This is a genomic window from Undibacterium sp. SXout20W (assembly GCF_049340285.1).
Classification (GTDB): Bacteria; Pseudomonadota; Gammaproteobacteria; order Burkholderiales; family Burkholderiaceae_D; genus Undibacterium.
In genome coordinates, this window is sequence record NZ_JBMPPH010000005.1 from 137,665 (window position 1) to 159,632 (window position 21,968).

Below are 21,968 nucleotides of genomic sequence, written 5' to 3' on the forward strand. Positions count from 1 at the left end.
TCGCTAAAGCAATCTCAACTTTGTCACGGTCTAGGTATAATCGCTACGTTTACGTCAATCATATCGCAAAGCATGTCATCGACCCCTCTCCTGAATGTTAAAAATTTAAACTTTCATTATCCGCAAAGAGAGTTATTTAAGGATTTTTCAGTAGACATTAATGCGGGCGTTACGATAATTACGGGGGATGATGGTTGTGGGAAAACTAGTTTCCTTCAACTTCTGGCGGGTGTTTTACCAATGCAAAGCGGTCAAATCGTTGTTAATGCAAACAAGGTTGTCAGCGATCCTCACGTCTATTTGAACCACGTATTCTGGGTGGATGCGCACAACGATCAAATCGACAATATCCTTGTGAAGGACTACCTTGCGAGCTTAGCAAGCTCTTACCAAAATTTCAGTCAGCAAATACTGGAAGAAGCAATTGCGGGACTCGCTCTTGATGCACATCTTGAGAAACAGTTTTTCATGCTCTCAACCGGCACGAAACGAAAAGTGTGGCTGGCGGCGGCCTTATCATCAGGCTGCACAATCACCTTGCTTGACGACGCCTTTGCTGGCGTCGACAAACTATCGATACAATTCTTTATCACTGCATTAAACCGCACGTTAGCAGAGTCACGGCAAGCATGGATCATATCGACCTATCATCAACTTGAAGCCTTGGAAAATCTACACACTATCGATCTTGGTGCCAACGTCCTTTAGCATCCAAGACCTTCCGACCACCAAACCGATTTAACTTGCTAAAGATACATTTGCAGGGCCGTCACTGTCGTGTTTTTGTCCGTGAATACGTAACACCATGATCGCAGCAATAATACAAGCTCCACCCATCAACATCGACGACAGAACATAATTACCCAAGCTGTTGCGCATATAACCCGCCAACAAGGCCGCACTTGCCGCGCCCAATTGATGTCCAACGACTACCCAACCAAAAATGATCGGTGCTGCTGCCCGTCCAAAAATATCGTTTGCCAATCGAACTGTTGGCGGAACGGTGGCTATCCAATCCAAGCCATAAATAACGGCAAAAATCGGCAAACCAAAATAGCTGAGACCAAAAGCCTGTGGCAGGAAAATTAATGCGATACCACGCAATCCATAGTACCAAAATAACAAAACGCGGGCATTGTAGCGATCAGACAACCACCCAGATAAAGTGGTTCCAACCAAATCTAAAACACCCATGGTTGCTAAAATACTAGCTCCACCGACCGCTAAGATCCCGTAATCATTACACATGGCAATAAAATGAGCGCCGATGTAGCCATTCGTACTCATCCCACATACAAAAAAGCTAAAAAATAATAGCCAAAAATCACGAATGCCGACAGCACGCTTTAAAGCACTGATCGCGGCGATGAAAGGGTTGCCGCCGGTCATCGAGCTTTGCTGCACTTCATCAATTTGACCGTAACGTTTCAAACCAATATCTTCAGGCCGCTCAGGCAAAAATAGCGCCACCACAGGAATAGCAAGTGCGGCAACAGTTGAAACCATTAAAGCCACAGGACGCCAGCCAACATGATCAACCATATATGCCATGAGAGGCAAAAAGACCATTTGCCCGGTCGCAGCACTGGCGGTCAAAATCCCCATCGCAAGGCCACGACGTGTTTCAAACCATCGACCAACGATCGTTGCCGCCAACGTGTTTGCAACAACACCACTACCGGCACCAACGACGACGCCCCAAGCCACCATCATGTGCCAAGGCATGGTCATAAAAGTACTGAGAAAAGTGCCCACCGCCAACAATGCCATCGCTCCAAGAACCATCCGTCGTATACCATAGCTTTGCATTGCAGCGGCCGAAAATGGACCGATCAGTCCGTATAAAGCAATATTGATCGAAATCACCAACGATATCGTCGTACGACTCCATCCAAATTCATGCTCTAAGGGCAAGATCATAATCGCAGGTGTTGCCCTGATGCCGGCAGCAGACAGCAATGCCAAGAAAACAATGCCGACGATAATCCACACATAATTAAAGGGGATTCGCCGGGAAACTGCCTTTGCAAATTCATTCATATTCACATACTTTCAACGAGTTCATCAGCCTAGCAAAGCAAGTTTAGTGACAATCAGTGATGTTGTAAGACATTGAGCACTATTCAAGCCGTATTTAATATAAAAACGTAACTTACCACATCTGGAATTTATCGATACACACACCGCTCTCGTGCAAAACTCGTGTTGTCGCACACAAATAAAATTCATTCAGAAACGTTGTATCAATCCCAGAAAAATCAAAAAATCAAAAAAATAACTAAAGTCGGGTAAAAAGCTGCCGATAATTTAAGCAGACAAGGGGAATTGTATATGTCGCTTACTTCCATACCAACAACATCACAAAACAGTACAAATAGTCATACGCCTGGCGTTAATTCTGCGACAACGCCAAGCACGGCCACGTCAACGGTAACAAATAATGCGCCAGCGTCGATATCATCGACGGCAAGTCTTGGCTTAGTTAGTTCTGCGGTCACCCTCGCCTCTGAATCAAGCATTGTCTCATTACTCAACGGCGACCAATCATCTGCACAGACTTATTCTGCTGCAGGTCTGTTGAGTTCATTTAACAGTGCGGGTTTGCCTGCCAGCACTTCGAGCGCCAGTACAAATTCTGACTCCGCTACTCAATCCACCACCTACACAACATCGACAAATGCCTCACAGCAAGCAACGCAAGACCAGACAATTTTAAACAGCATCAATTCGTCGGCTAACGCAACGACTAATCCTAACGCTGCCCTCTATAGTGCAATTAGTAACATATCCAATAACAACAGCTCTGTTGACCTGACATCAAACTGGGCAACAGCACTGAAAAACAACCCTTCAGCCGCTGCAACCCTGGGACAAGATAATCTCAATCAGGCAATCGTTAGTAACATCTCTACCACTGCTTGAGGTCAAGGACTTGTACTCAACGATTCCTCTGTGAATGTCAACACTTGCTCGAGAATTTCACCTAAGTCTACGATCACAGGTACGAAACGAGTCAGGCACCACAGAACAATATTCCCACCGACGCATGATCGTACTAACGATTTTTCTCCATCCAGATATGTCGTCGAACTTTGCTTAGTCTAAGACTAAGCTCATTGCAAACCAGTGACACTTTCCATTTATTCGAACAGTACCGTATTGGATAGTTACCAGTTGATGTATTTAAACTCTTCCGTTACGCCGGCTTTGTTGGCAAATGGTGGAAGGTAATACTGGCATATATTTTCGTCATTACTCACTACTTAGAAGTTTGGAATAGCAATGAAAATGATCCATTGCCCATTACCCATTACCCATTACCCATTGCGTATTGCGTATTGCCCATTGCGTATCGCCCATCCTTAATTATCGATTGCCCATTATCAAACGACAATCAAACGACAACATATGGCTGGCTAAAATAGATGCATTCTGCACGCAAAAACGAAATGCCTTAAGATGGAGCCGCCATTCATTCCCTGGAGACAGGGAACTCACCATGATAGGAAATTTAAAGATGAGTGCACTATTCACGTCCATTTCTTTGGGCAAATTGACGCTAAAAAATCGCATTATTATTGCGCCGATGTGCCAATATTCAGCTGTCGATGGGAAAGCGACCGACTGGCACCTCATTCACCTCGGCGGACTTGCGTTGTCTGGGGCCGGTATGCTGATCATTGAAGCCACCGCGGTCGAAGCGATCGGACGAATTTCACCTGCGGACTTAGGTTTATGGTCTGATGACACCGAGGCCGCACTTGCCAAAGTGCTGGCATCAATACGCCATTATTCGAAAATGCCAATTGCAATTCAATTAGCCCATGCAGGACGCAAAGCATCAAGTCAGACACCGTGGGACGGTGGTCAATTGATTGCACCCCAAGATGGTGGATGGGCAACCGTAGCGCCGTCTGCCATTCCACACGGCGCAAATGACGCTTCACCGTTAGCGTTAGATAGTGCCGGTTTGGCGCGCATAAAACAAGCGTTTGTTGATGCGGCGATACGGGCTCAGCGTTTAGGGATTGATGCCATAGAATTACATGCTGCGCATGGTTATTTATTGCATGAATTTTTATCACCGCTGTCGAATCAACGCGACGACCACTACGGGGGAAGTCTGGAAAATCGTTTGCGTTTTCCTCTCGAAGTATTCGATGCCGTCAAAGGTGCCATATCTGAAGATGTCACCCTTGGTATTAGAATTTCAGCAAGTGATTGGGTCAGCGGTGGATGGGATGTTGAACAAAGCATTGTATTCGCCAACAAATTAGAGCTCCGTGGATGCGCTTTTTTACACGTGTCGAGTGGTGGCGTATCGCCATTGCAGCAAATTCCTGTCGTACCTGGTTATCAGGTTGAATTTGCCGACAGAATCAAAAAAACGACTTCAATGCCAATCATTGCCGTCGGACTAATTACCGAGGCGGAACAAGCGGAAGAAATTGTTGCAAGCGGTCAGGCTGATATGATTGGGATTGCCCGTGGCATTCTCTATGACCCACACTGGCCTTGGCACGCTGCCGCTAGGCTTGGCGCGACAGTTGATGCACCTAAACAATACTGGCGCTCCCAGCCGCGCGATCAAAAAGCCTTATTTGGTGAAACAAAAATTGGTGGCAGATAATTTGGTTTAGGTGTGATGTCGGCGTGATGTCCGCGTGATGTCCGCGTGATGTCGGTGCAATGTAGTTGCAATCAAAATAATCACCTAACTCTCGTTAAAAAGAGCACGAGCAGGCCATTCCTGATCGTGCTCCTCTTGATTTTACGATACAACACCAAAACACAAAAAAGCAACCATGCAATATCAAGATCTCAAATTTTTTGCTCAGCCGTTTAACTTACACGCTTCGGCGATTCTGTCACATTCCCTTTTTGGGACTTTGCGACTTGCATCGCGGTAGCAATTAATCCACTCATATCACCAAGATTTGCGGGAATAATAATTGAATTATTTGTTTTAGCCAGATTAGCGAAAGCGGCAACATATTGCTCTGCCACCTTCAGATTAACCGCATCCTCACCACCGGGCGATTGAATCGCGGCGGCAGTTTTACGGATTGCCTCGGCGCTCGCTTCCGCAATAGACAAGATCGCAGCTGCCTGACCTTCAGCACGGTTGATGGAGGCTTGCTTTTCACCTTCCGACTTAGCAATTGAAGCTTCTCGTTCGCCGGTTGCAATATTAATTTGTTCTTGCTTGCGACCTTCTGATGCGGCGATCAAAGCGCGTTTTTCACGTTCTGCAGTGATTTGCGCTTGCATCGCATGCAAAATTTCTTTGGGCGGCGTCAGATCTTTGATTTCATAGCGCAGCACTTTGACACCCCAATTTGCTGCGGATTCATCGATCGCACTAACAATTGTGGTGTTGATATGATCGCGCTCTTCAAAGGTTTTATCGAGTTCCATTTTACCGATTACTGAACGCAGCGTAGTCTGTGCCAATTGCGTAATAGCCGCGATGTAATTGGACGAACCATAAGACGCACGCATCGCATCAGTGATCTGAAAATATAAAATCCCGTCAACTTGCAATTGCGTATTGTCACGGGTAATACATACCTGTGGCGGCACATCGAGAGGAATTTCTTTGAGCACATGCTTGTAGGCGACACGATCAATAAACGGGACGACAATATTCAAACCAGGCCCCAAGGTGCTGTGATATTTTCCGAGCCGTTCGACGACCCAAGCGTGCTGTTGGGGTACGACGTTAATCGTTTTAAACACAAAGACAACAGCCAGAACAAACAAAACCAGAGCCACGCTTCCTATACTTTCCATATACCCACCTTATTGTTTTTGAGAAGTCATTCAGACTAAATACCACGCTTTAAAACTCTTTATTGACCTTTAAACCTCACATGGGTTTAACGATTAACTTACTGCCCTGAATTTCATGAATCACGTATTGCCCTGCATCGCCATCGCGATGATGCAGTTCTACATCCCACATCGCACCTCGATAAGCGACACGCGCACTAAAGTGACCATTTGATTGTTGATGCCAATTCTGCACATCAACTGTCTGACCGATATCCATATTCACATTGGGATCGCGCGCTGCATTCACGTTTCCTTTCCAGCCATATTTACTCTTATGCAGAAAAATTGTCGCCAAACTCCCTACGATAGCGGCAATTATTAGCTGCACCGAGGATCCAAAGCCGATGATAGCGACAATGCCCCCCGCAACCATACCGATCGCAATCATTAACAAATAGAATGTTCCGCTGAATAGTTCCAGTATCACAACCACGCCAGCGAGTACTGCCCAAGTCATCCATGCGTTCATTCTCTGCCACCTCTATAATTATTATTTAGACTACACATTGTGATCCAATTTACACCAAGCGTCACCGGTAAAATTGATTATATTTAGCCATGGATTCATCAGCATATTTTTTAAATTGGCAATAATTAACCGGTAACTTACCGGTTAATTGCTTATAAGTTACTCATAAGTTACTCATATGCAAAATTAAGCATATTAAAACCAAAATAAAACCAAAAATAAAAAGCCTGCAAACAAACAATTTGCAGGCTTTTTATTTTTGAAAAAGTTCGTTTCAATCAAAGAGACGTACACAGCAACTCTTAACCACGACTCTTACGATACGATTCTTACAATACGATTCTTACACTACGATCATCAGACGGTCAGGCACTGGTGCTAAACAAACTGCCTATCGAAGTACTACCCTCAACGTTAGCTGCGACCAATTTCAGAAAAGATTGCAAATTGGCCTGACTAGGATTGCCGCCACTGTTACTTACAAGACTATTAAATGAACTTTGAAGAGCTAAAGTCGAAGAATTTGAAGACCCACCTGAATCACCAAACATACTATTAAGCGAACTTGCATTGCTTCCCAGTGTGGTTATTAATTGTTGGATGCTTGATTGCAGATTGAAGGTCGCGCTATTTTTGTTCAGTTGAACAGGTGCTGGACTTGAGGACGCCGCTCCTGACGATCCTGAAGAGGATGAATTACCGGATGAGAGACCGAGAAGCTGCGCAATATTATTATTCCCAGAACTATCCGTGCTATTCGAAGAATCATCAAGCATAGAGAATAAATTACCCGTTGTTGCAGCTTGCGCATTAAGGCCAGGCAAAGAATTTAACAAGCTACTCGTAAAATGTGACGAAGACTGTTGACCACTCGAAGACAATAGGCTGGTCAAATCGATATTCGGGTTAATTTGCGCCAATGCTTGTGCAATCGCCGCATTTAACGTACTCAAATTAGAAGAACCTGCGGCAGCCGCGGAAGTTGCAGTCGAACTGTCAGCCGCTGTAGCAGTTACATTATTCGAAGCACTGGTTGCGTTGACGGATGTATTTGCAGACGTGCCCAGCGAGCCAACAGTCTGATAGCTGCCAGCACCAAGTGAAGAAATTGACATAAAAAACCCCTATTCGCCAGCCACAATACGGCCAACACAGGTCATTCTGGTTGAAATGATCGATAATTGAAATGATATTCTGCTTACATTTTACAGACTAATACAAAATTCGCGGTATTCCAGCTCAAAATGCATAAACTTGTCGCACTTTACAGAGAAATTAGCAGTCAGCAGGCATTTTCACTCACTTTTTTATTAAGCAAGCTTCTCCCAAAATTCGCTTACGTATTTACTGGTCAATACGGGATCTTCAATCATCGGTATGTGCCCTATTCCAGCCAAAATAAGCTTATGACTGCCGATTAAATTCTCGTTCAGATAGTCCGCATCGGCGACATTTAAAACTTGATCACGATCTCCCCAAAGAATAAGAGTCGGAAACCGTAAGCGTTGCAGGTACGTACTTTGATCGATATCTACCGCAATATCAGTAAATATTTTCTTATCAATGTCAAAACGTGCCATTTTCTTATCTGCCATCAAATTAAAAACTAGTCGCGGAATATAAGGTGGCTTGTTCATGCAGATTTCCAATAATCGTTGGTAATCATCTCTGGATTGCACATCTACCAACGGATTCAGATCACGGAAATCAACAATTTTCTCTAATTTACCTTCTTTTATTTCGGCACCCGCCGCACTGATTAATACCAACGATGTCACTATCTCAGGATACAAATGCGCCAACCTTAACGCAATTGCTCCTCCCATCGAATGACCAATAACATGCACTTTGTGAATTTGAAGTGCCAGCAACATGTCATGAATACGGTTAGTTTGGCTATGAATCGAATAATCCAATTCATCAACCCACGAGCTTTCTCCATGACCCGGCAAGTCTGGAATCAACATAGGATTGGTCGGTGACAGTTGATCGACAAAGCTGAGCCACGTTTCTTTCCCTGCGCCAAAACCATGCAGCATCAAAATCACCGGGTCAGATTGCGCATCAGATTGTGCGTCAGAGCGCAGGATTGTGCTGCCAAGATAGGATATATCGCCAAACTCAATATGGATGCTTTTCTTCCCGAGTCCCGCCTTTTCGTATCCGGCGCGAACTACATGTTCAAAAATACCAGTTTGATATTGCTTGATTTTTTGCTTAATGATGTCAAACATAAATCTCATTTCACTCAAAAAAATATTCACAAAGCCGATATCCGGCCTCAATTTGCCCTCATGGAGCACACTATGCGCGCGATTTGTCGCCAGCCAAACATAATGTGCCATCAATTCACGGATAAAATGTGATTTAAAACTCCCTTTCATCAATTACTTAGCAAAAAAAATCTTCAAGGCAATAAATGGCTCGATTTAAACAAGATATTGATCCCTACGCAGAAGCAAGTTGGCTGGCTTGGTTTGACGGCTCAGCCAAACCTAATCCAGGGAAGTGCCATATCGCATGCATCTTGAAAGGCAAAGATGGTGAAATTTTCACCCAAACCAGGCACATTGGGGATGGCGATAGCAGTGACGCGGAATACCAGGCACTTATTGCTGCACTTGAACTCATTGCGTTGCACGTCACTCCCTCTTCGAGAGAAAGTGTTTTATTGCGCGGCGACAGTCAAGTTGTTATCAATGATGTATTGGGATCAGAAAAGAATGCGGCGACAAGACTACACCCCTATAGAATCAGGGCGCTCGCCTTACTATCCCACCTTCCTAACATCCGCTTGAAATGGATTCCACGTCATAAAAACACAGAAGCTGACGCTCTAATGCGCCAACAAATTGACATCAAAAGTTAAAAAAAACTTCCCGATACAAGATTTCTTGCTTTTTCAATCACAAACCTTGAATAAAACGCGCAAGCTTTTGATTATTCAGCATAAATTCCAGATGCGGCAAGCAAGGATGGCTGCTTTCCGGTAAAATCGCGCCCATGAATCCTTTGCCAAAAAATCTCTTCTCTTTCCCACGCTTCCGCGATGATGTCGGCGGTAGCAACACAGCCCCATTTTTACCTATGTCCCGCGCCGAAATGGACAAACTAGGCTGGGATACGTGCGACGTCATTTTAGTCACAGGCGACGCCTACATTGACCACCCCAGCTTTGGTATGGCTCTCATTGGACGCTTGCTCGAGCATCATGGGTTTAGAGTTGGCATCATCAGTCAGCCTGACTGGCACTCTGCTGACGCTTTCCGCGTCCTTGGTAAGCCAAACCTCTACTTTGGCGTCACGGCGGGCAACATGGATTCCATGGTGAATCGTTATACGGCCGACCGCAAGATTCGATCAGAAGATGCCTATACGCCCGATGGCGACCGCACTAAGCGTCCTGACCGTGCTTTGGTCGTGTATGCACAACGCGCACGTGAAGCATTCCCGGATGCGAATGTCGTGATTGGTAGTATTGAAGCGAGTTTGCGTCGCATTGCGCATTACGATTACTGGTCCGATAAAGTCCGTCGCTCCGTACTGCCCGATTCCAAAGCAGATATTTTGTTATTCGGCAATGCCGAACGCGCATTGATCGACCTGACACATCGCCTCGCCCAAGGCGAAGCAATCAAAGATATTCGTGATTTACGCGGTACCGCATTCATGGTGCCGCGAGGCTGGCTGCCCGATGAAGACTGGACTGAAATTAATTCGGTCAAGATCGACACCCCTGGCAAACTCGAGGCGCATACCGACCCGTATGCGATGACACCAGAAAAAGATGCCAAATGTGCGACTGGTGATGAAGCCAAAACCGTCACACCAGAATTAGCGCCAACCAGCGTCGTGCAACAGCAAGCCATTCGCATCATGAGCCGTGAAGAACGCCAGCTCATGCTCAAAAACAAACAACATAAATCGGTGATCCGCTTGCCTTCATTTGATGAAGTCAAAGATGACGCCGTGATGTACGCGCATGCCTCACGTGTTTTCCATCTGGAAGCGAATCCGGGTAACGCCAAGGCGCTGGTGCAAGGGCATGGTGACCGTGATGTCTGGCTCAACCCGCCACCGCTGCCATTAGCGATGGATGAAATGGATGGCGTGTATGACCGCGCGTATGCGCGTGCACCACATCCGGCGTATGGCAAAGCCCGCATACCTGCGTGGGAAATGATCCGTTTCTCAATCAACATCATGCGTGGTTGTTTTGGTGGTTGCACTTTCTGTTCGATTACCGAACATGAAGGCCGCATTATTCAAAGCCGTTCTGAACCATCGATCTTGCGAGAAATCGAAGAAATACGCGATAAAGTCAAAGGCTTCACGGGCACCATTTCTGATTTAGGCGGGCCAACTGCCAACATGTACCGCCTCGCCTGCAAAGACAAAAAAATCGAAGAATCCTGCCGCCGCCTTTCTTGCGTCTATCCATCGATTTGCTCGAATCTGGGTACCGATCACAGTAAATTGATTTCGATCTACCGCAAAGCCCGCGCCATTCCCGGTGTGAAGAAAATCCTGATCAGCTCAGGTTTACGCTATGACCTTGCCGTCAGATCACCAGAATACGTGAAAGAGCTGGTCACCCATCATGTTGGTGGTTTGCTGAAGATTGCGCCAGAACATACTGAAACCGATACTTTATCGAAGATGATGAAGCCAGGGATCGGCAGTTACGACGAATTCAAGCAAATGTTTGAAAAGTATTCTAAAGAAGCGAATAAAGAGCAATATCTGATCCCTTATTTCATTGCCGCCCATCCTGGTTCGACGGATGAAGATATGGTCAATTTGGCGATCTGGCTTAAAAAGAATGACTTCAAGCTAGATCAGGTACAAACGTTTATGCCGACCCCAATGGCATTGGCGACCACCATGTACCATACGCGCAAGAATCCGCTCAAAAAGGTGACAGCAGATTCTGAAATTGTAGAAACTGCCCGCTCCGGCAAAATCCGTAAATTGCACAAAGCCTTGTTACGCTATCACGCACCTGAAAATTGGGAAATTATCCATGAAGCTTTGGTACGCATGGGGCGGCGCGATCTGATCGGCAGCGGTCCGCGACATTTAATTCCAGCGCGCCAACCAGTGATTCCAATTACCATCGAAGAAAGCGGCATTGCCAATGGTCGACGGGTTGCTGCGCCGAAAATCAATACGTTTGGAAAAAAACCGGCTGCCCGCACAAGCGCAGTGTCTGCCACGAAACCGGCAACACCTCCTGCCCGTACGGGCCTGGCGTACAAGTCGCCGAAACCGAAAGCGACGCCAGCAAAGTCAGGGCGACGTTAGTAACGTCGCTCATTTCACGAGCCAAACTCTTGCAACACAAAAAAGCTGCGCACACCACGCAGCTTTTTTTACATCCACAGCCAATTCGATGGCATTGCTGATGTACAATAAATTCATCGGTTAGACGCATTTTTTTACACACCTACCATCCGGAGGCAGTATGAAACACATGAAAACCGTTTTAATTTTAGAGCACACCGAAGAAGTTTTCGATAAGCTCACGTGCGACGTCTGTGGTGCCGAATCCCTCTGGGACGAGAACTGGAGCACCAATGAGCACGAGAAGGTCAACACAACCATTTCACTTGAGGAAGAGGAGTCCCGCCCAAGCGGTGGTTCTGCAAAAATCACGCAATACCACATTTGCCCTTCCTGCTTTAAAAATCACTTAGCAAAATGGTTAGAAAGCCATCGCCATACTCAGCCGACCGTATCCACGTCTGTTTGGTAATATAAAAAATACAAAATCTCGCCTTTTCCTTACGTAGGTGATGCAGTTCCATAAAACTATTGGCACCTGAGCCACTACTCAGGTGCCGGTAAGGTTATAATGCAAGGTTTTATTGCATTAGAAAAGCGACATTATGGAAGCCGAACGCCTCAATAGCCTGTCCTCCCTGCTTGCCGACCTGACGGTCCGCGAAGCCGAACTTCGGAGGTATCTTTGACTTCGATATCAAGTCAGAGAAACTAGAACAAGTTAACGCCGAATTAGAAGATCCTAAAGTTTGGGATGATCCTAAACGCGCCCAAGATCTGGGTAAAGAAAAAAAATCCTTAGAAGCGATTGTCGATACGCTCAACAAAGCCAATGCAGGCTTACGAGATGCCAACGATTTATTCGAAATGGCACGTGAAGAAGCCGATGACGATACTTTAGAAGCAATCGAAATCGACGCCCAAGATTTGCGCGGCTTGGTTGAAGGCATGGAATTCCGCCGGATGTTTAACAATCCTATGGATCCAAACAACTGCTTTATCGATATTCAAGCTGGTGCGGGCGGTACGGAAGCACAAGATTGGGCTTCCATGTTGTTGCGCCAATATCTGCGCTATTGCGAACGCAAAGGCTTTAAAGTTGAGATCCTGGAACAATCCGATGGCGACGTTGCCGGTATCAAAACCGCGACTTTAAAAGTAGAAGGCGAATACGCCTATGGCTTCCTGCGCACAGAAACTGGCGTTCATCGTCTGGTGCGTAAGTCACCGTTTGACTCTAACAATGGCCGTCATACCTCATTCTCCAGCTTGTTTGTGTATCCAGAAGTGGATGACTCGTTCGAGATCGATATTAACCCTGCCGACGTGCGTACTGATACCTATCGCGCTTCTGGTGCTGGTGGTCAGCATATTAATAAGACCGACTCCGCGGTGCGTTTGACCCATGGCCCGTCCGGTATTGTTGTGCAATGTCAGAACGATCGCAGCCAACATCGCAACCGTGCAGAAGCATGGGAAATGTTGAAAGCTAAGCTGTTCGAACTGGAATTGCGCAAACGCATGAGCGAAAAACAAAATCTGGAAGATTCAAAAACCGACGTCGGTTGGGGTCATCAGATTCGTTCTTATGTGCTCGATCAATCACGCATTAAAGATTTGCGTACTGGTTTTGAAACAGGCAATACCAAAGCGGTGCTCGACGGCGATATTGATGAATTTATTGCGGCATCTTTGAAGCAAGGCGTTTGATTTAAATATCCGTGAGCGCGTTCCTGCGTCATTCAACATAATAAACATCGTTGCGACAGGCGCGCTCACCAGCACCAATAATCGATGGGCATGCTGCCCAATAAACTGAGAAACTGAGAGAAATCTTATGTCAGAAATAAACAATCAAAGCACTGCCAGCGAATTGCCGGTTGATGAAAACTCCATCATCGCGGAACGTCGTGCAAAGCTAGACGCCATTCGCGCCAAAGGCATTGCTTTTCCAAACGATTTTCGCCCTACGCATAAAGCTGCAGACTTGCAAGCGCAATACGGCGACGTCGGTCGCGAAGAATTAGAAGCTTTAAACGTTCAGGTCAGCGTCGGCGGCCGCATGATGCTCAAACGCGAAGCCGGCAAAAAAGCCGCTTTCGCGACATTGCAGGACGCGTCCGGCATCCGTGCTGATGGTCGCATTCAGCTCTACGTCACGACCGACAAGACTGGCGAAGCTGAAATGGAAGCCTTCCGCCATTACGATCTTGGCGATATCCTGGGAATCGAAGGCGTTCTGTTTAAAACCAAAACGGATGAACTGACGATCAAAGTCACAACGTTGCGTTTGCTAACCAAATCCCTGCGCCCTCTGCCAGATAAATTCCACGGCCTCGCAAATCAAGAGACCAAATACCGCCAGCGTTACGTTGACCTGATCATGAGCGAAGACACCCGTCGCACATTCAAGGCACGTACTGCGGCGATGAGTTCCATCCGTAACTTCATGGCCAGCCATGAATTTATGGAAGTAGAAACACCAATGTTGCACGTCATCCCTGGCGGCGCTGCTGCAAAACCATTCATCACGCACCACAATGCCTTAGACATGGAAATGTACCTGCGTATCGCACCAGAGTTGTATCTGAAGCGCCTGGTGGTCGGTGGTTTTAATCGCGTCTTTGAAGTCAATCGTAACTTCCGTAATGAAGGTGTCTCACCACGCCACAATCCAGAATTCACGATGATGGAATTCTATGCAGCCTATGTTGATTACAAATGGCTGATGGACTTCACTGAACAAGTCATTCGCAAAGCAGCTGAAGATGCGCACGGCACTGCTGTATTGACGTATCAAGGTAAAGAGCTGGATTTATCCAAGCCATTTGAACGCCTGACGATCGTTGGTGCGATCAACAAATATGCGCCACACTACACCAATGAACAATTGCACGATGCAGAATTCATCAAAACAGAATTGTTGAAATTTGGCGTTAAACCTTTCGCTACAGCAGGTCTGGGCGCATTGCAATTGGCCTTGTTTGAAGAAACCGCTGAAGCACAATTGTGGAACCCAACCTACATCATCGACTACCCTGTCGAAGTATCGCCACTGGCCCGTGCATCTGATACAACACCGGGTATTACAGAACGCTTTGAATTGTTCATGACCGGCCGCGAAATTGCGAACGGCTTCTCAGAGTTGAACGATGCAGAAGATCAGGCAGCACGCTTTCAGGCACAAGTGGCCGCAAAAGAAGCAGGCGACGACGAAGCCATGTTCTACGACGCCGATTACATCCGCGCCCTCGAATATGGCCTGCCTCCAACCGGCGGTTGCGGTATTGGCATTGATCGTTTGATGATGTTGATCACCGACTCGCCAAATATCCGTGACGTCATCCTATTCCCGCACCTGCGCCGTGAAGACTAAGTAGAGCAAAGGTGGGAGGAAATTAAATACTCCCGCCAGCACCTAAAAACACCCAATCTTCGTAACGAAATGCGGGTGTTTTTTCATTTTTAGTAGGGGAGTATCGTAATTAAGGAGCAAGTTACATAACTGCATTAATTGCGATAACTTCAATTTCATGCATTAAAAAAACCGGTCACGGTAGAATCTACCCTTCTCCATCACCCTTCCCACCTAAGCCCATGCCGACGATCCATCCGCTAAAAAAACTTCTCCATTACGCCAAGCAATACCGCGCAGATTTTCGGCTGGCAGTACTGTATTCGATACTGAATAAATTCTTCGATATCCTGCCAGAGGTACTCATCGGCGTTGCCGTTGATATCGTGGTCAATGGTGATAAAAGCTTTTTAGCGAAACGCGTATTGGGTGGCATTGGCATCACCGACACCTGGCATCAATTGATTGTTCTTGGCATTGTCAACGCGATAATTTGGGGCGGCGAGTCGTGGTTTGAGTATTTACTGTCACTCAAATGGCGCAAACTCGCGCAAAATTTGCAGCATGATTTGCGCCTTGATACGTACGACCATGTGCAAAAGTTGGAAATGGCTTATTTCGAAAATCAACGCACTGGGAATCTGATGTCGATCTTAAATGAAGACATCAACCAAATGGAGCGCTTTTTAAATGGTGGCGCCAATCAAATCATTCAGGTGATTTGCTCCTCTATCATGGTCAGTGCCGTATTTTTTATCCTTCAGCCTTCTTTGGCAGTCATTTCGCTATTGCCCGTTCCAGCAATTTTATTCGGTGCATTCTGGTTTCAGAAGCGCTTAGCACCACGTTACGCCGAAGTGCGTGAGGCTGCGGGTGATGTCAGTGCGCGTCTGAATAATAATCTACTAGGATTAGCGACGATCAAAGCCTTTGCAACGGAAAATCTTGAGAAAAATCATATCGCCGAAGCAAGCAACAATTATCGCGAAGCGAATGCCCGCGCTATCGCCATCAGCTCTGCAATTACGCCCGTCATACGCATGGCGATCCTTGCCGGTTTTACGGCGACCTTAGTTTATGGTGGCTGGCTGACATTACAAGGTGACTTAGCAATCGGTGCCTATTCTGTATTGGTATATCTGACACAGAGATTATTGTGGCCAATGACAGGATTGGCCGAGGTGGCCGACATGTATCAACGTTCGATGTCGGCCATTGACCGGGCGATGAACTTGCTCGATACAAAAATCAATATTAACTATGACGGACAGCACCTGTCTCCGACCCTTGTCGAAGGCGACATTCGCTTTGATCAAGTAGTGTTTTCTTACGGCGAACAAAGTACCTTAAAAGAAATCAATCTACATATTCCGGCGGGTAAAACCGTGGCGTTTGTTGGCTCAACGGGCTCTGGAAAATCGACGCTCGTGAAGCTATTACTCCGTTTTTATACGCCGCAGCAAGGCCGCATCTTATTGGATGGCGTTCCCACAGACAGTTTAAATTTGCAAGATTTACGGCGCGTTATTGGTTATGTCGCACAAGATAGTTTCTTGACCGATGCCACCATCGCTGACAATATTGCCTATGGCTTGGTAAACGTCACCGATGAAGCCATTGCTGCAGCGGCGCAAGCGGCTGAAGCCACTGGTTTCATTCAACAATTACCACTCGGATTTGCCACGCAGATCGGCGAAAGAGGACAAAAACTGTCAGGGGGACAGCGCCAACGTCTGGCGCTGGCGCGCGCAATTCTTAAAAATCCACCCATATTGATTTTGGATGAAGCCACCAGTGCCGTCGATAACGAGACTGAGGCTGCAATCCAGCGTAGCCTCGACGTGGTGAGCAAAAATCGCACGACAATTATCATTGCCCATCGACTTTCCACGATCCGACATGCAGATACTATCTATGTCGTCGATGCAGGCACCATTGTCGAGAATGGTACTCACGATGAATTATTAGCGCTCAATCGACACTACGCGAGTCTCTGGCGTTTGCAAACTGGAGAACGCTTGTAGAATAAATTTACATTCTAAGTTATTATGTAACCTTCCAATACATTGAGTTACACAAGGTATGAGAGCCATAGTCAAAGCTGCCTTCGCAGGAGGAATCATCAGTATTTCAGGGTTTGTCGCATATGAGGCAATTCGACACGCGTCTCAAATGCCTGCCCCAAGCTCTGAATCCGTGAAATTACATTTACGTCCTTTTGAGGTAAATAAAGCATGGGTCAAAGCTGGCACGCCCAACTTTAGAGTCAATGAATTTTTTAAATCCACAGATGGGAAAACCAGCTCAGGTATTTTTGAGTGCGACGCATCAACATTTGAATGGCATTATCAGCTTGACGAGGCAGTCTACATTTTAGAAGGCAGCGTTGATCTTGATTATCAAGGTAAACAATTTACTTTAAATGCAGGAGACACGGCATTGTTTCGCGCTGGGACCAGCGCCGTTTGGCATGTCCCCAATTACCTCAAAAAGACCTGGACGATTTACGATGCTGGCAAGCCCGCACGTGGGCTTGCCAAAATATTACAGTAAATTTCCAGTAAATTTTCCAATAAATCAGCCAACTGACTTCGCCAGCGCAAGCGCACTGAGGAACGCATTTTCTATCCGTCCGCCACCTTCTAAACCAACCGCAAACCAGTCACCGCAAACACCTACTTTGCGATTTGCATCCCAGAGGCAATCTGAAGGCAAAGGATGCTCAGATTGCGCAAAGCGCCAGCGATGGACCACGGCGTGAATTGGCTGTATCCAGGAACCAGTAGCTTCGTGAAAGGCTTTCAGTAACTTTTCTTTGGCACGTTCCGGATCTTCCTCTAAATGTTCAATACTCCATGCAGGACTCGCTTGGGCCACCCAACGTTCCCCTGCCCTATGCAACGGTTTTGAGGTATCGCGGGCAATCCACGACAAACGAGATTGATTCACCCAGGCACCGCCATAAGGCAAATCTAACGAGGTCGGGAAACCAAGCATCAGTGTCCAGCATGGCAACATCTTAGCTTTCGTGGCTTGATCGGCAAATTTTGGCAATTCACCTAGCAATGGCGCCGCCTGATCAGCTGGAATTGCCAGCAGAACTGCATCAAAAGGGCCAGCAGAAGCGGCAATACCAACGGTATCCGCTTGCACCTTGAGCAGCCATTGCTCGTTATACCCCTCGATTGCAACGACTTGCTGTCCTTTGCGAACATCCAGACCATGCGCAAGTTGCTTTCCTAAGGCATTCATGCCCGGGGTTGCAACATAACGCGTCGCGCTCTTTCCAGCGGACTTAAATTGTCCATGATCCAGGCTGACTAACTTCTCGTCCCACGCCGTCACCCAACCTAATTTTTTCCAGTCGCTGATTTCTTTTTTAAATCGATCGGATGTTGCCGTGAAGTATTGCGCACCATGATCAAAACCTCCTAGCTCCGTCTGGCGCGTACTCATGCGACCGCTCACCCCGGCGCTTTTTTCATACACAGTGACATGATGACCTTGCGATTGCAATTGGCGCGCTACAGTCAATCCCGACAATCCTGCCCCTACTACGGCGATCTGCATATTTTTCCTTTTTTTCAACAAATAAAAAACGCCCGCAACATTCTCAGTGCGGGCGTCATCTTTAATTAAGTCAACATTGTGTTCTTACTCTTCAGTATGTTCAGCAGGCCAATCGCGGATATAGGCCTTAAGCATTTTATTTTCGAAGCTTTGCGCTTCAAGCACAGCTCTTGCAACGTCATAAAACGAAATCACACCTAACAAGGTTTTCGCATCCATGACAGGCAAATAACGCGAGTGTTTTTCTAGCATCATGCGGCGCACTTCATTCACTTCGGTTTCCGGTGTCACGGTGATTGGATGGTCATCCATGTATTTACGCACGGTACCATTTCCCAGAGAGCCTTTATTGCTATGAATTGCACGGATGACTTCGCGGAAAGTCAAAATCCCTGCCAGATCACCGTATTCCATAACAACCAGCGATCCAATGTCTTTTTCTTCCATCACACTCACAGCATCAGCAATCGGCGTATCGGGCGTGATAGTAAAAAGGATATTGCCCTTCACCTGGAGTATTTCTGAAACTTTCATGGCGTGCCCCTCCTGTTATCTGTGTTTTATGTAACTGGTTTCCAATGTATCGTATGCGATGCAAAAAATCCAGCATGTTCACACTTTTTACCGCTGAAAACACAATTTCATTTTGTGACGTTAATGGTAGCATTGCGCCATCACAATATGGAGATACCAGCATATGAGCGGTCCACATTACCCTGGATTTGATACTTTATCATTGCACGCAGGTGCAGCACCCGATCCTGCTACCGGCGCCAGAGCCACGCCGATTTACCTGACGTCGTCTTATGTTTTTAAGGACTCTGATCAGGCGGCGTCGCTATTCAATATGGAGCGTGCAGGTCATGTTTATTCGCGCATCTCGAATCCTACGAACGCCGTTCTGGAAGAACGCATTGCAGCATTAGAAGGCGGTGTCGCGGGGATTGCCGTTGCCAGTGGTCAAGCAGCGATGCATTTAGGCCTGGCAACGATTGCCGGCGCTGGTTCTCACATTGTCGCTTCGCGCGCGCTCTATGGTGGTTCGCAGAATTTACTAGCCTACACCATGAAACGCTTCGGCATCGATACAACATTCGTTGATCCACGTGACCTCGATGCATGGCGCACCGCAATACGTCCAAACACCAAGGCATTATTTGCTGAGACCTTAGGCAACCCGGGACTGGACGTGCTCAACATCCCAGAAGTAGCTGCCCTTGCCCATGAAAACTATCTGCCATTGATGGTGGACTCGACGTTCACGACGCCCTATTTACTGCGACCTTTCGATCATGGTGCAGATCTTGTCTTTCATTCAGCAACAAAATTTTTATGCGGCCACGGTACAGCCATTGGCGGGCTATTGGTGGATGGCGGCATCTTCGATTGGCAAGAAGCGTATGAAAAAACAGGACGATTTGGCGAACTATGCGAACCCTATGACGGCTTCCATGGGATGGTATTTACAGAAGAATCCACGGTCGCCGCTTTCTCATTGCGCGCGCGACGTGAGGGGCTGCGCGACTTCGGCGCTTGCATGAGCCCACACAATGCCTTCGCCATCCTACAGGGGGTAGAAACTCTGGGTTTACGCATGGATCGACATGTTGCCAACACGCGTAAAGTGGTCGAATTCTTAGTCGCGCATCCCGCAGTAGCGTCGGTTTCTTACCCGGAGTTAAGCTCCCATCCCGATTACGAACTGGCAAAGACATTACTACCCAAAGGCTGTGGCGCCGTTTTTTCTTTCAACCTAAAAGGTGACCGGGCCGCCGGCCAACGTTTTGTCGAATCATTAAATATTTTCTCGCACCTTGCCAATGTTGGCGATGCAAAATCGCTCGTTATTCATCCTGCATCGACAACCCATTTCCGCGTTCCGGCAGAACAACTCAGCGCATCTGGCATCACCGAGGGAACAATGCGTTTATCGGTCGGGCTGGAAAATGTGGATGACTTGATCGAAGACCTAAGCCGTGGCTTGAAAGCAGCCCAGAAAGGAGCCTGAGATGATCATTCAAGTGAATCAGCACAACGCCTACGCCTACACGGGCGGCAAGTCACCTAACCCAGAATTACCAACCGTGGTCTTTATCCATGGCGCCCAAAATGATCATTCGGTCTGGGCGCTACAAAGCCGCTACTTTGCCCATCATGGTTTCAATGTACTTGCGGTGGATCTACCCGGACATGGACGCAGCCAAGGGCCGGCCTTAACGTCCGGTGAAGCGATGGCAGACTGGCTAGTCGCTTTATTGGATGCTGCACAAATACCGCAAGCGCACTTGGTTGGTCACAGCATGGGCTCCTTAATTGCACTTGAAACGAGCGCTAAAGCAGCCGGTCGTGTAGGCAGTTTATGCTTGCTCGGCACTGCATACCCAATGAAGGTATCTGACACCTTGCTCAGTGCAGCTCTCGATCAGGAACAGACTGCGATTGATATGGTCAATATCTGGTCACACACGTCCATTGCGCACAAGCCTTCGTTCCCTGGCCCCGGATTTTCAGTACTTGGCGGCAGTCAACGTTTAATGCAGAGAATGTCAAAGATCAATCCTGATACCTTGTTTTATACCGACTTTTTTGCTTGTAATGCTTACGCAAACGGCGAAGCTGCCGCATTGACCGTGAAATGCCCTACGCTCTTTTTGATCGGCAAAAAAGACATGATGACACCGCCTAAAGCAACCGCCATTCTGACCAAAGCGATCACTCACGCAAAAGTGACCTTGATAGAAAATTGTGGTCACTCTTTAATGACAGAGCAGTCCGATGCTGTTTTAAACGCCCTCTTCGCATTTATAAAGGGCTGAGCGGATGGCAATGACATTACAAAGCTGGGGATTATTTACCATCACTGAGGCCGCAATGTCTTTGTCGCCAGGGCCAGCGGTCATGATGGTGGTAGCTTATGGTATCGCGCGCGGATGGAGGAAATCGCTGTTCGTTAATCTGGGGATATTGTCTGGCAACGCGATTTTTTTCATGCTTTCAGCAAGCGGACTGGGCGGCGCTCTATTGGCGTCGCCGACTATTTTTATGGGTATCAAATACCTGGGTGCAGCCTATCTGGTCTATTTGGGATTATCCGCAATCTTTGGACGACCGTCTCCAATTACTCTTTCACGTATCGATGACAAACAACTATCTGGCAGGCAGATTTATACGAGTGCGTTGATGTTGCAGCTCACCAATCCAAAGAGCATGTTGACCTTTGTTGCGATTTTGCCGCAATTTATTGATCCCTCACAGCCAATTGGCACGCAAATGTTGATTCTGGCGGCCTGCTCGATCATTCCTGAGTTTTTCATACTCCTTGGCTATGGCATGTTAGCCAGCAAAGCCAGCCATCTTGCCACACAAGAAAAATACGTACTGATCACCGAACGAATTGCTGGCACATTGGTGCTAACCGCTGGTGTTTTAATTGCGATAGTCTGACTTTTTCTAAGA

At 47.0% G+C, this 21,968-nt stretch carries 20 protein-coding genes; 13 read left to right on the forward strand and 7 right to left on the reverse strand.

Annotated features, from left to right (window positions below):
- Positions 1-72: 72 nt before the first annotated feature.
- Positions 73-708, forward strand: a complete 636-nt coding sequence (locus ACO0K1_RS04990; RefSeq protein WP_423023302.1) for an ABC transporter ATP-binding protein — start codon at positions 73-75, stop codon at positions 706-708.
- Positions 709-738: 30 nt separating this feature from the next.
- On the opposite strand, the gene ACO0K1_RS04995 is transcribed toward ACO0K1_RS04990, so the two are convergent.
- Positions 739-2,040, reverse strand: coding sequence for an MFS transporter (locus tag ACO0K1_RS04995; protein ID WP_423023304.1), 1,302 nt, complete (start codon positions 2,038-2,040; stop codon positions 739-741).
- Between the two features lie 291 nt (positions 2,041-2,331).
- Between ACO0K1_RS04995 and ACO0K1_RS05000 the strand changes: the two genes are divergently transcribed.
- A complete protein-coding gene (locus ACO0K1_RS05000; RefSeq protein WP_423023306.1) occupies positions 2,332-2,922 on the forward strand; it encodes a hypothetical protein in 591 nt (196 codons plus the stop codon).
- Positions 2,923-3,517: 595 nt separating this feature from the next.
- Positions 3,518-4,630 carry an NADH:flavin oxidoreductase/NADH oxidase gene (locus tag ACO0K1_RS05005; protein ID WP_423023308.1) on the forward strand — a complete coding sequence of 371 codons (1,113 nt, stop codon included), beginning with the start codon at positions 3,518-3,520 and terminating at the stop codon, positions 4,628-4,630.
- 212 nt (positions 4,631-4,842) lie between these two features.
- On the opposite strand, the gene ACO0K1_RS05010 is transcribed toward ACO0K1_RS05005, so the two are convergent.
- The 4 genes from ACO0K1_RS05010 to ACO0K1_RS05025 form a co-directional block, all read right to left on the reverse strand.
- Positions 4,843-5,793, reverse strand: a complete 951-nt coding sequence (locus ACO0K1_RS05010) for an SPFH domain-containing protein (protein ID WP_423023310.1) — start codon at positions 5,791-5,793, stop codon at positions 4,843-4,845.
- Between the two features lie 76 nt (positions 5,794-5,869).
- A complete protein-coding gene (locus ACO0K1_RS05015) occupies positions 5,870-6,304 on the reverse strand; it encodes an NfeD family protein (protein ID WP_423023312.1) in 435 nt (144 codons plus the stop codon).
- Positions 6,305-6,669: 365 nt separating this feature from the next.
- Positions 6,670-7,419, reverse strand: a complete 750-nt coding sequence (locus ACO0K1_RS05020; RefSeq protein ID WP_423023314.1) for a hypothetical protein — start codon at positions 7,417-7,419, stop codon at positions 6,670-6,672.
- 195 nt (positions 7,420-7,614) lie between these two features.
- Positions 7,615-8,538 carry an alpha/beta fold hydrolase gene (locus ACO0K1_RS05025; RefSeq protein ID WP_423023316.1) on the reverse strand — a complete coding sequence of 308 codons (924 nt, stop codon included), beginning with the start codon at positions 8,536-8,538 and terminating at the stop codon, positions 7,615-7,617.
- 185 nt (positions 8,539-8,723) lie between these two features.
- On the opposite strand from ACO0K1_RS05025, the gene ACO0K1_RS05030 reads away from it, so the two are divergent.
- The 7 genes from ACO0K1_RS05030 to ACO0K1_RS05060 all read left to right on the forward strand — a co-directional run bounded on the left by ACO0K1_RS05030 (position 8,724) and on the right by ACO0K1_RS05060 (position 17,495).
- Positions 8,724-9,173, forward strand: coding sequence for a ribonuclease HI family protein (locus ACO0K1_RS05030; RefSeq protein WP_423023318.1), 450 nt, complete (start codon positions 8,724-8,726; stop codon positions 9,171-9,173).
- Between the two features lie 218 nt (positions 9,174-9,391).
- Entirely contained in the window at positions 9,392-11,608 is a 2,217-nt protein-coding gene (locus ACO0K1_RS05035) for a YgiQ family radical SAM protein (protein ID WP_423023368.1), read from the forward strand.
- A 160-nt stretch (positions 11,609-11,768) separates the two neighbouring features.
- Positions 11,769-12,059, forward strand: coding sequence for a hypothetical protein (locus ACO0K1_RS05040; protein WP_423023320.1), 291 nt, complete (start codon positions 11,769-11,771; stop codon positions 12,057-12,059).
- A gap of 133 nt (positions 12,060-12,192) precedes the next feature.
- A protein-coding gene (prfB, locus tag ACO0K1_RS05045) for a peptide chain release factor 2 (RefSeq protein WP_186910676.1) occupies positions 12,193-13,297 on the forward strand; the annotation gives its coding sequence in 2 pieces (ribosomal slippage) (positions 12,193-12,273 and positions 12,275-13,297; 1,104 coding nt in all).
- A 127-nt stretch (positions 13,298-13,424) separates the two neighbouring features.
- Entirely contained in the window at positions 13,425-14,963 is a 1,539-nt protein-coding gene (gene lysS, locus ACO0K1_RS05050; RefSeq protein WP_423023322.1) for a lysine--tRNA ligase, read from the forward strand.
- Positions 14,964-15,184: 221 nt separating this feature from the next.
- A complete protein-coding gene (locus ACO0K1_RS05055) occupies positions 15,185-16,966 on the forward strand; it encodes an ABC transporter ATP-binding protein (protein ID WP_423023324.1) in 1,782 nt (593 codons plus the stop codon).
- 148 nt (positions 16,967-17,114) lie between these two features.
- A complete protein-coding gene (locus tag ACO0K1_RS05060) occupies positions 17,115-17,495 on the forward strand; it encodes a cupin domain-containing protein (protein ID WP_423023326.1) in 381 nt (126 codons plus the stop codon).
- Between the two features lie 24 nt (positions 17,496-17,519).
- On the opposite strand, the gene ACO0K1_RS05065 is transcribed toward ACO0K1_RS05060, so the two are convergent.
- Positions 17,520-18,512, reverse strand: coding sequence for an NAD(P)/FAD-dependent oxidoreductase (locus ACO0K1_RS05065; protein WP_423023328.1), 993 nt, complete (start codon positions 18,510-18,512; stop codon positions 17,520-17,522).
- Positions 18,513-18,596: 84 nt separating this feature from the next.
- Positions 18,597-19,046: a CBS domain-containing protein gene (locus ACO0K1_RS05070; RefSeq protein WP_423023330.1), complete on the reverse strand. Its 450-nt coding sequence runs from the start codon at positions 19,044-19,046 to the stop codon at positions 18,597-18,599.
- 163 nt (positions 19,047-19,209) lie between these two features.
- On the opposite strand from ACO0K1_RS05070, the gene ACO0K1_RS05075 reads away from it, so the two are divergent.
- Genes ACO0K1_RS05075 through ACO0K1_RS05085 form a run of 3 tightly spaced genes read left to right on the forward strand, consistent with a single transcriptional unit; the run spans position 19,210 to position 21,956 of the window.
- Positions 19,210-20,520, forward strand: a complete 1,311-nt coding sequence (locus tag ACO0K1_RS05075; protein ID WP_423023332.1) for an O-acetylhomoserine aminocarboxypropyltransferase — start codon at positions 19,210-19,212, stop codon at positions 20,518-20,520.
- Position 20,521: 1 nt separating this feature from the next.
- Complete coding sequence (locus ACO0K1_RS05080) at positions 20,522-21,328, forward strand: alpha/beta fold hydrolase (RefSeq protein ID WP_423023334.1); 807 nt, start codon at positions 20,522-20,524, stop codon at positions 21,326-21,328.
- Between the two features lie 10 nt (positions 21,329-21,338).
- Positions 21,339-21,956 (forward strand): LysE family translocator, encoded by a 618-nt coding sequence (locus ACO0K1_RS05085; RefSeq protein WP_423023336.1) that lies wholly within the window; start codon positions 21,339-21,341, stop codon positions 21,954-21,956.
- Positions 21,957-21,968: the final 12 nt, after the last annotated feature.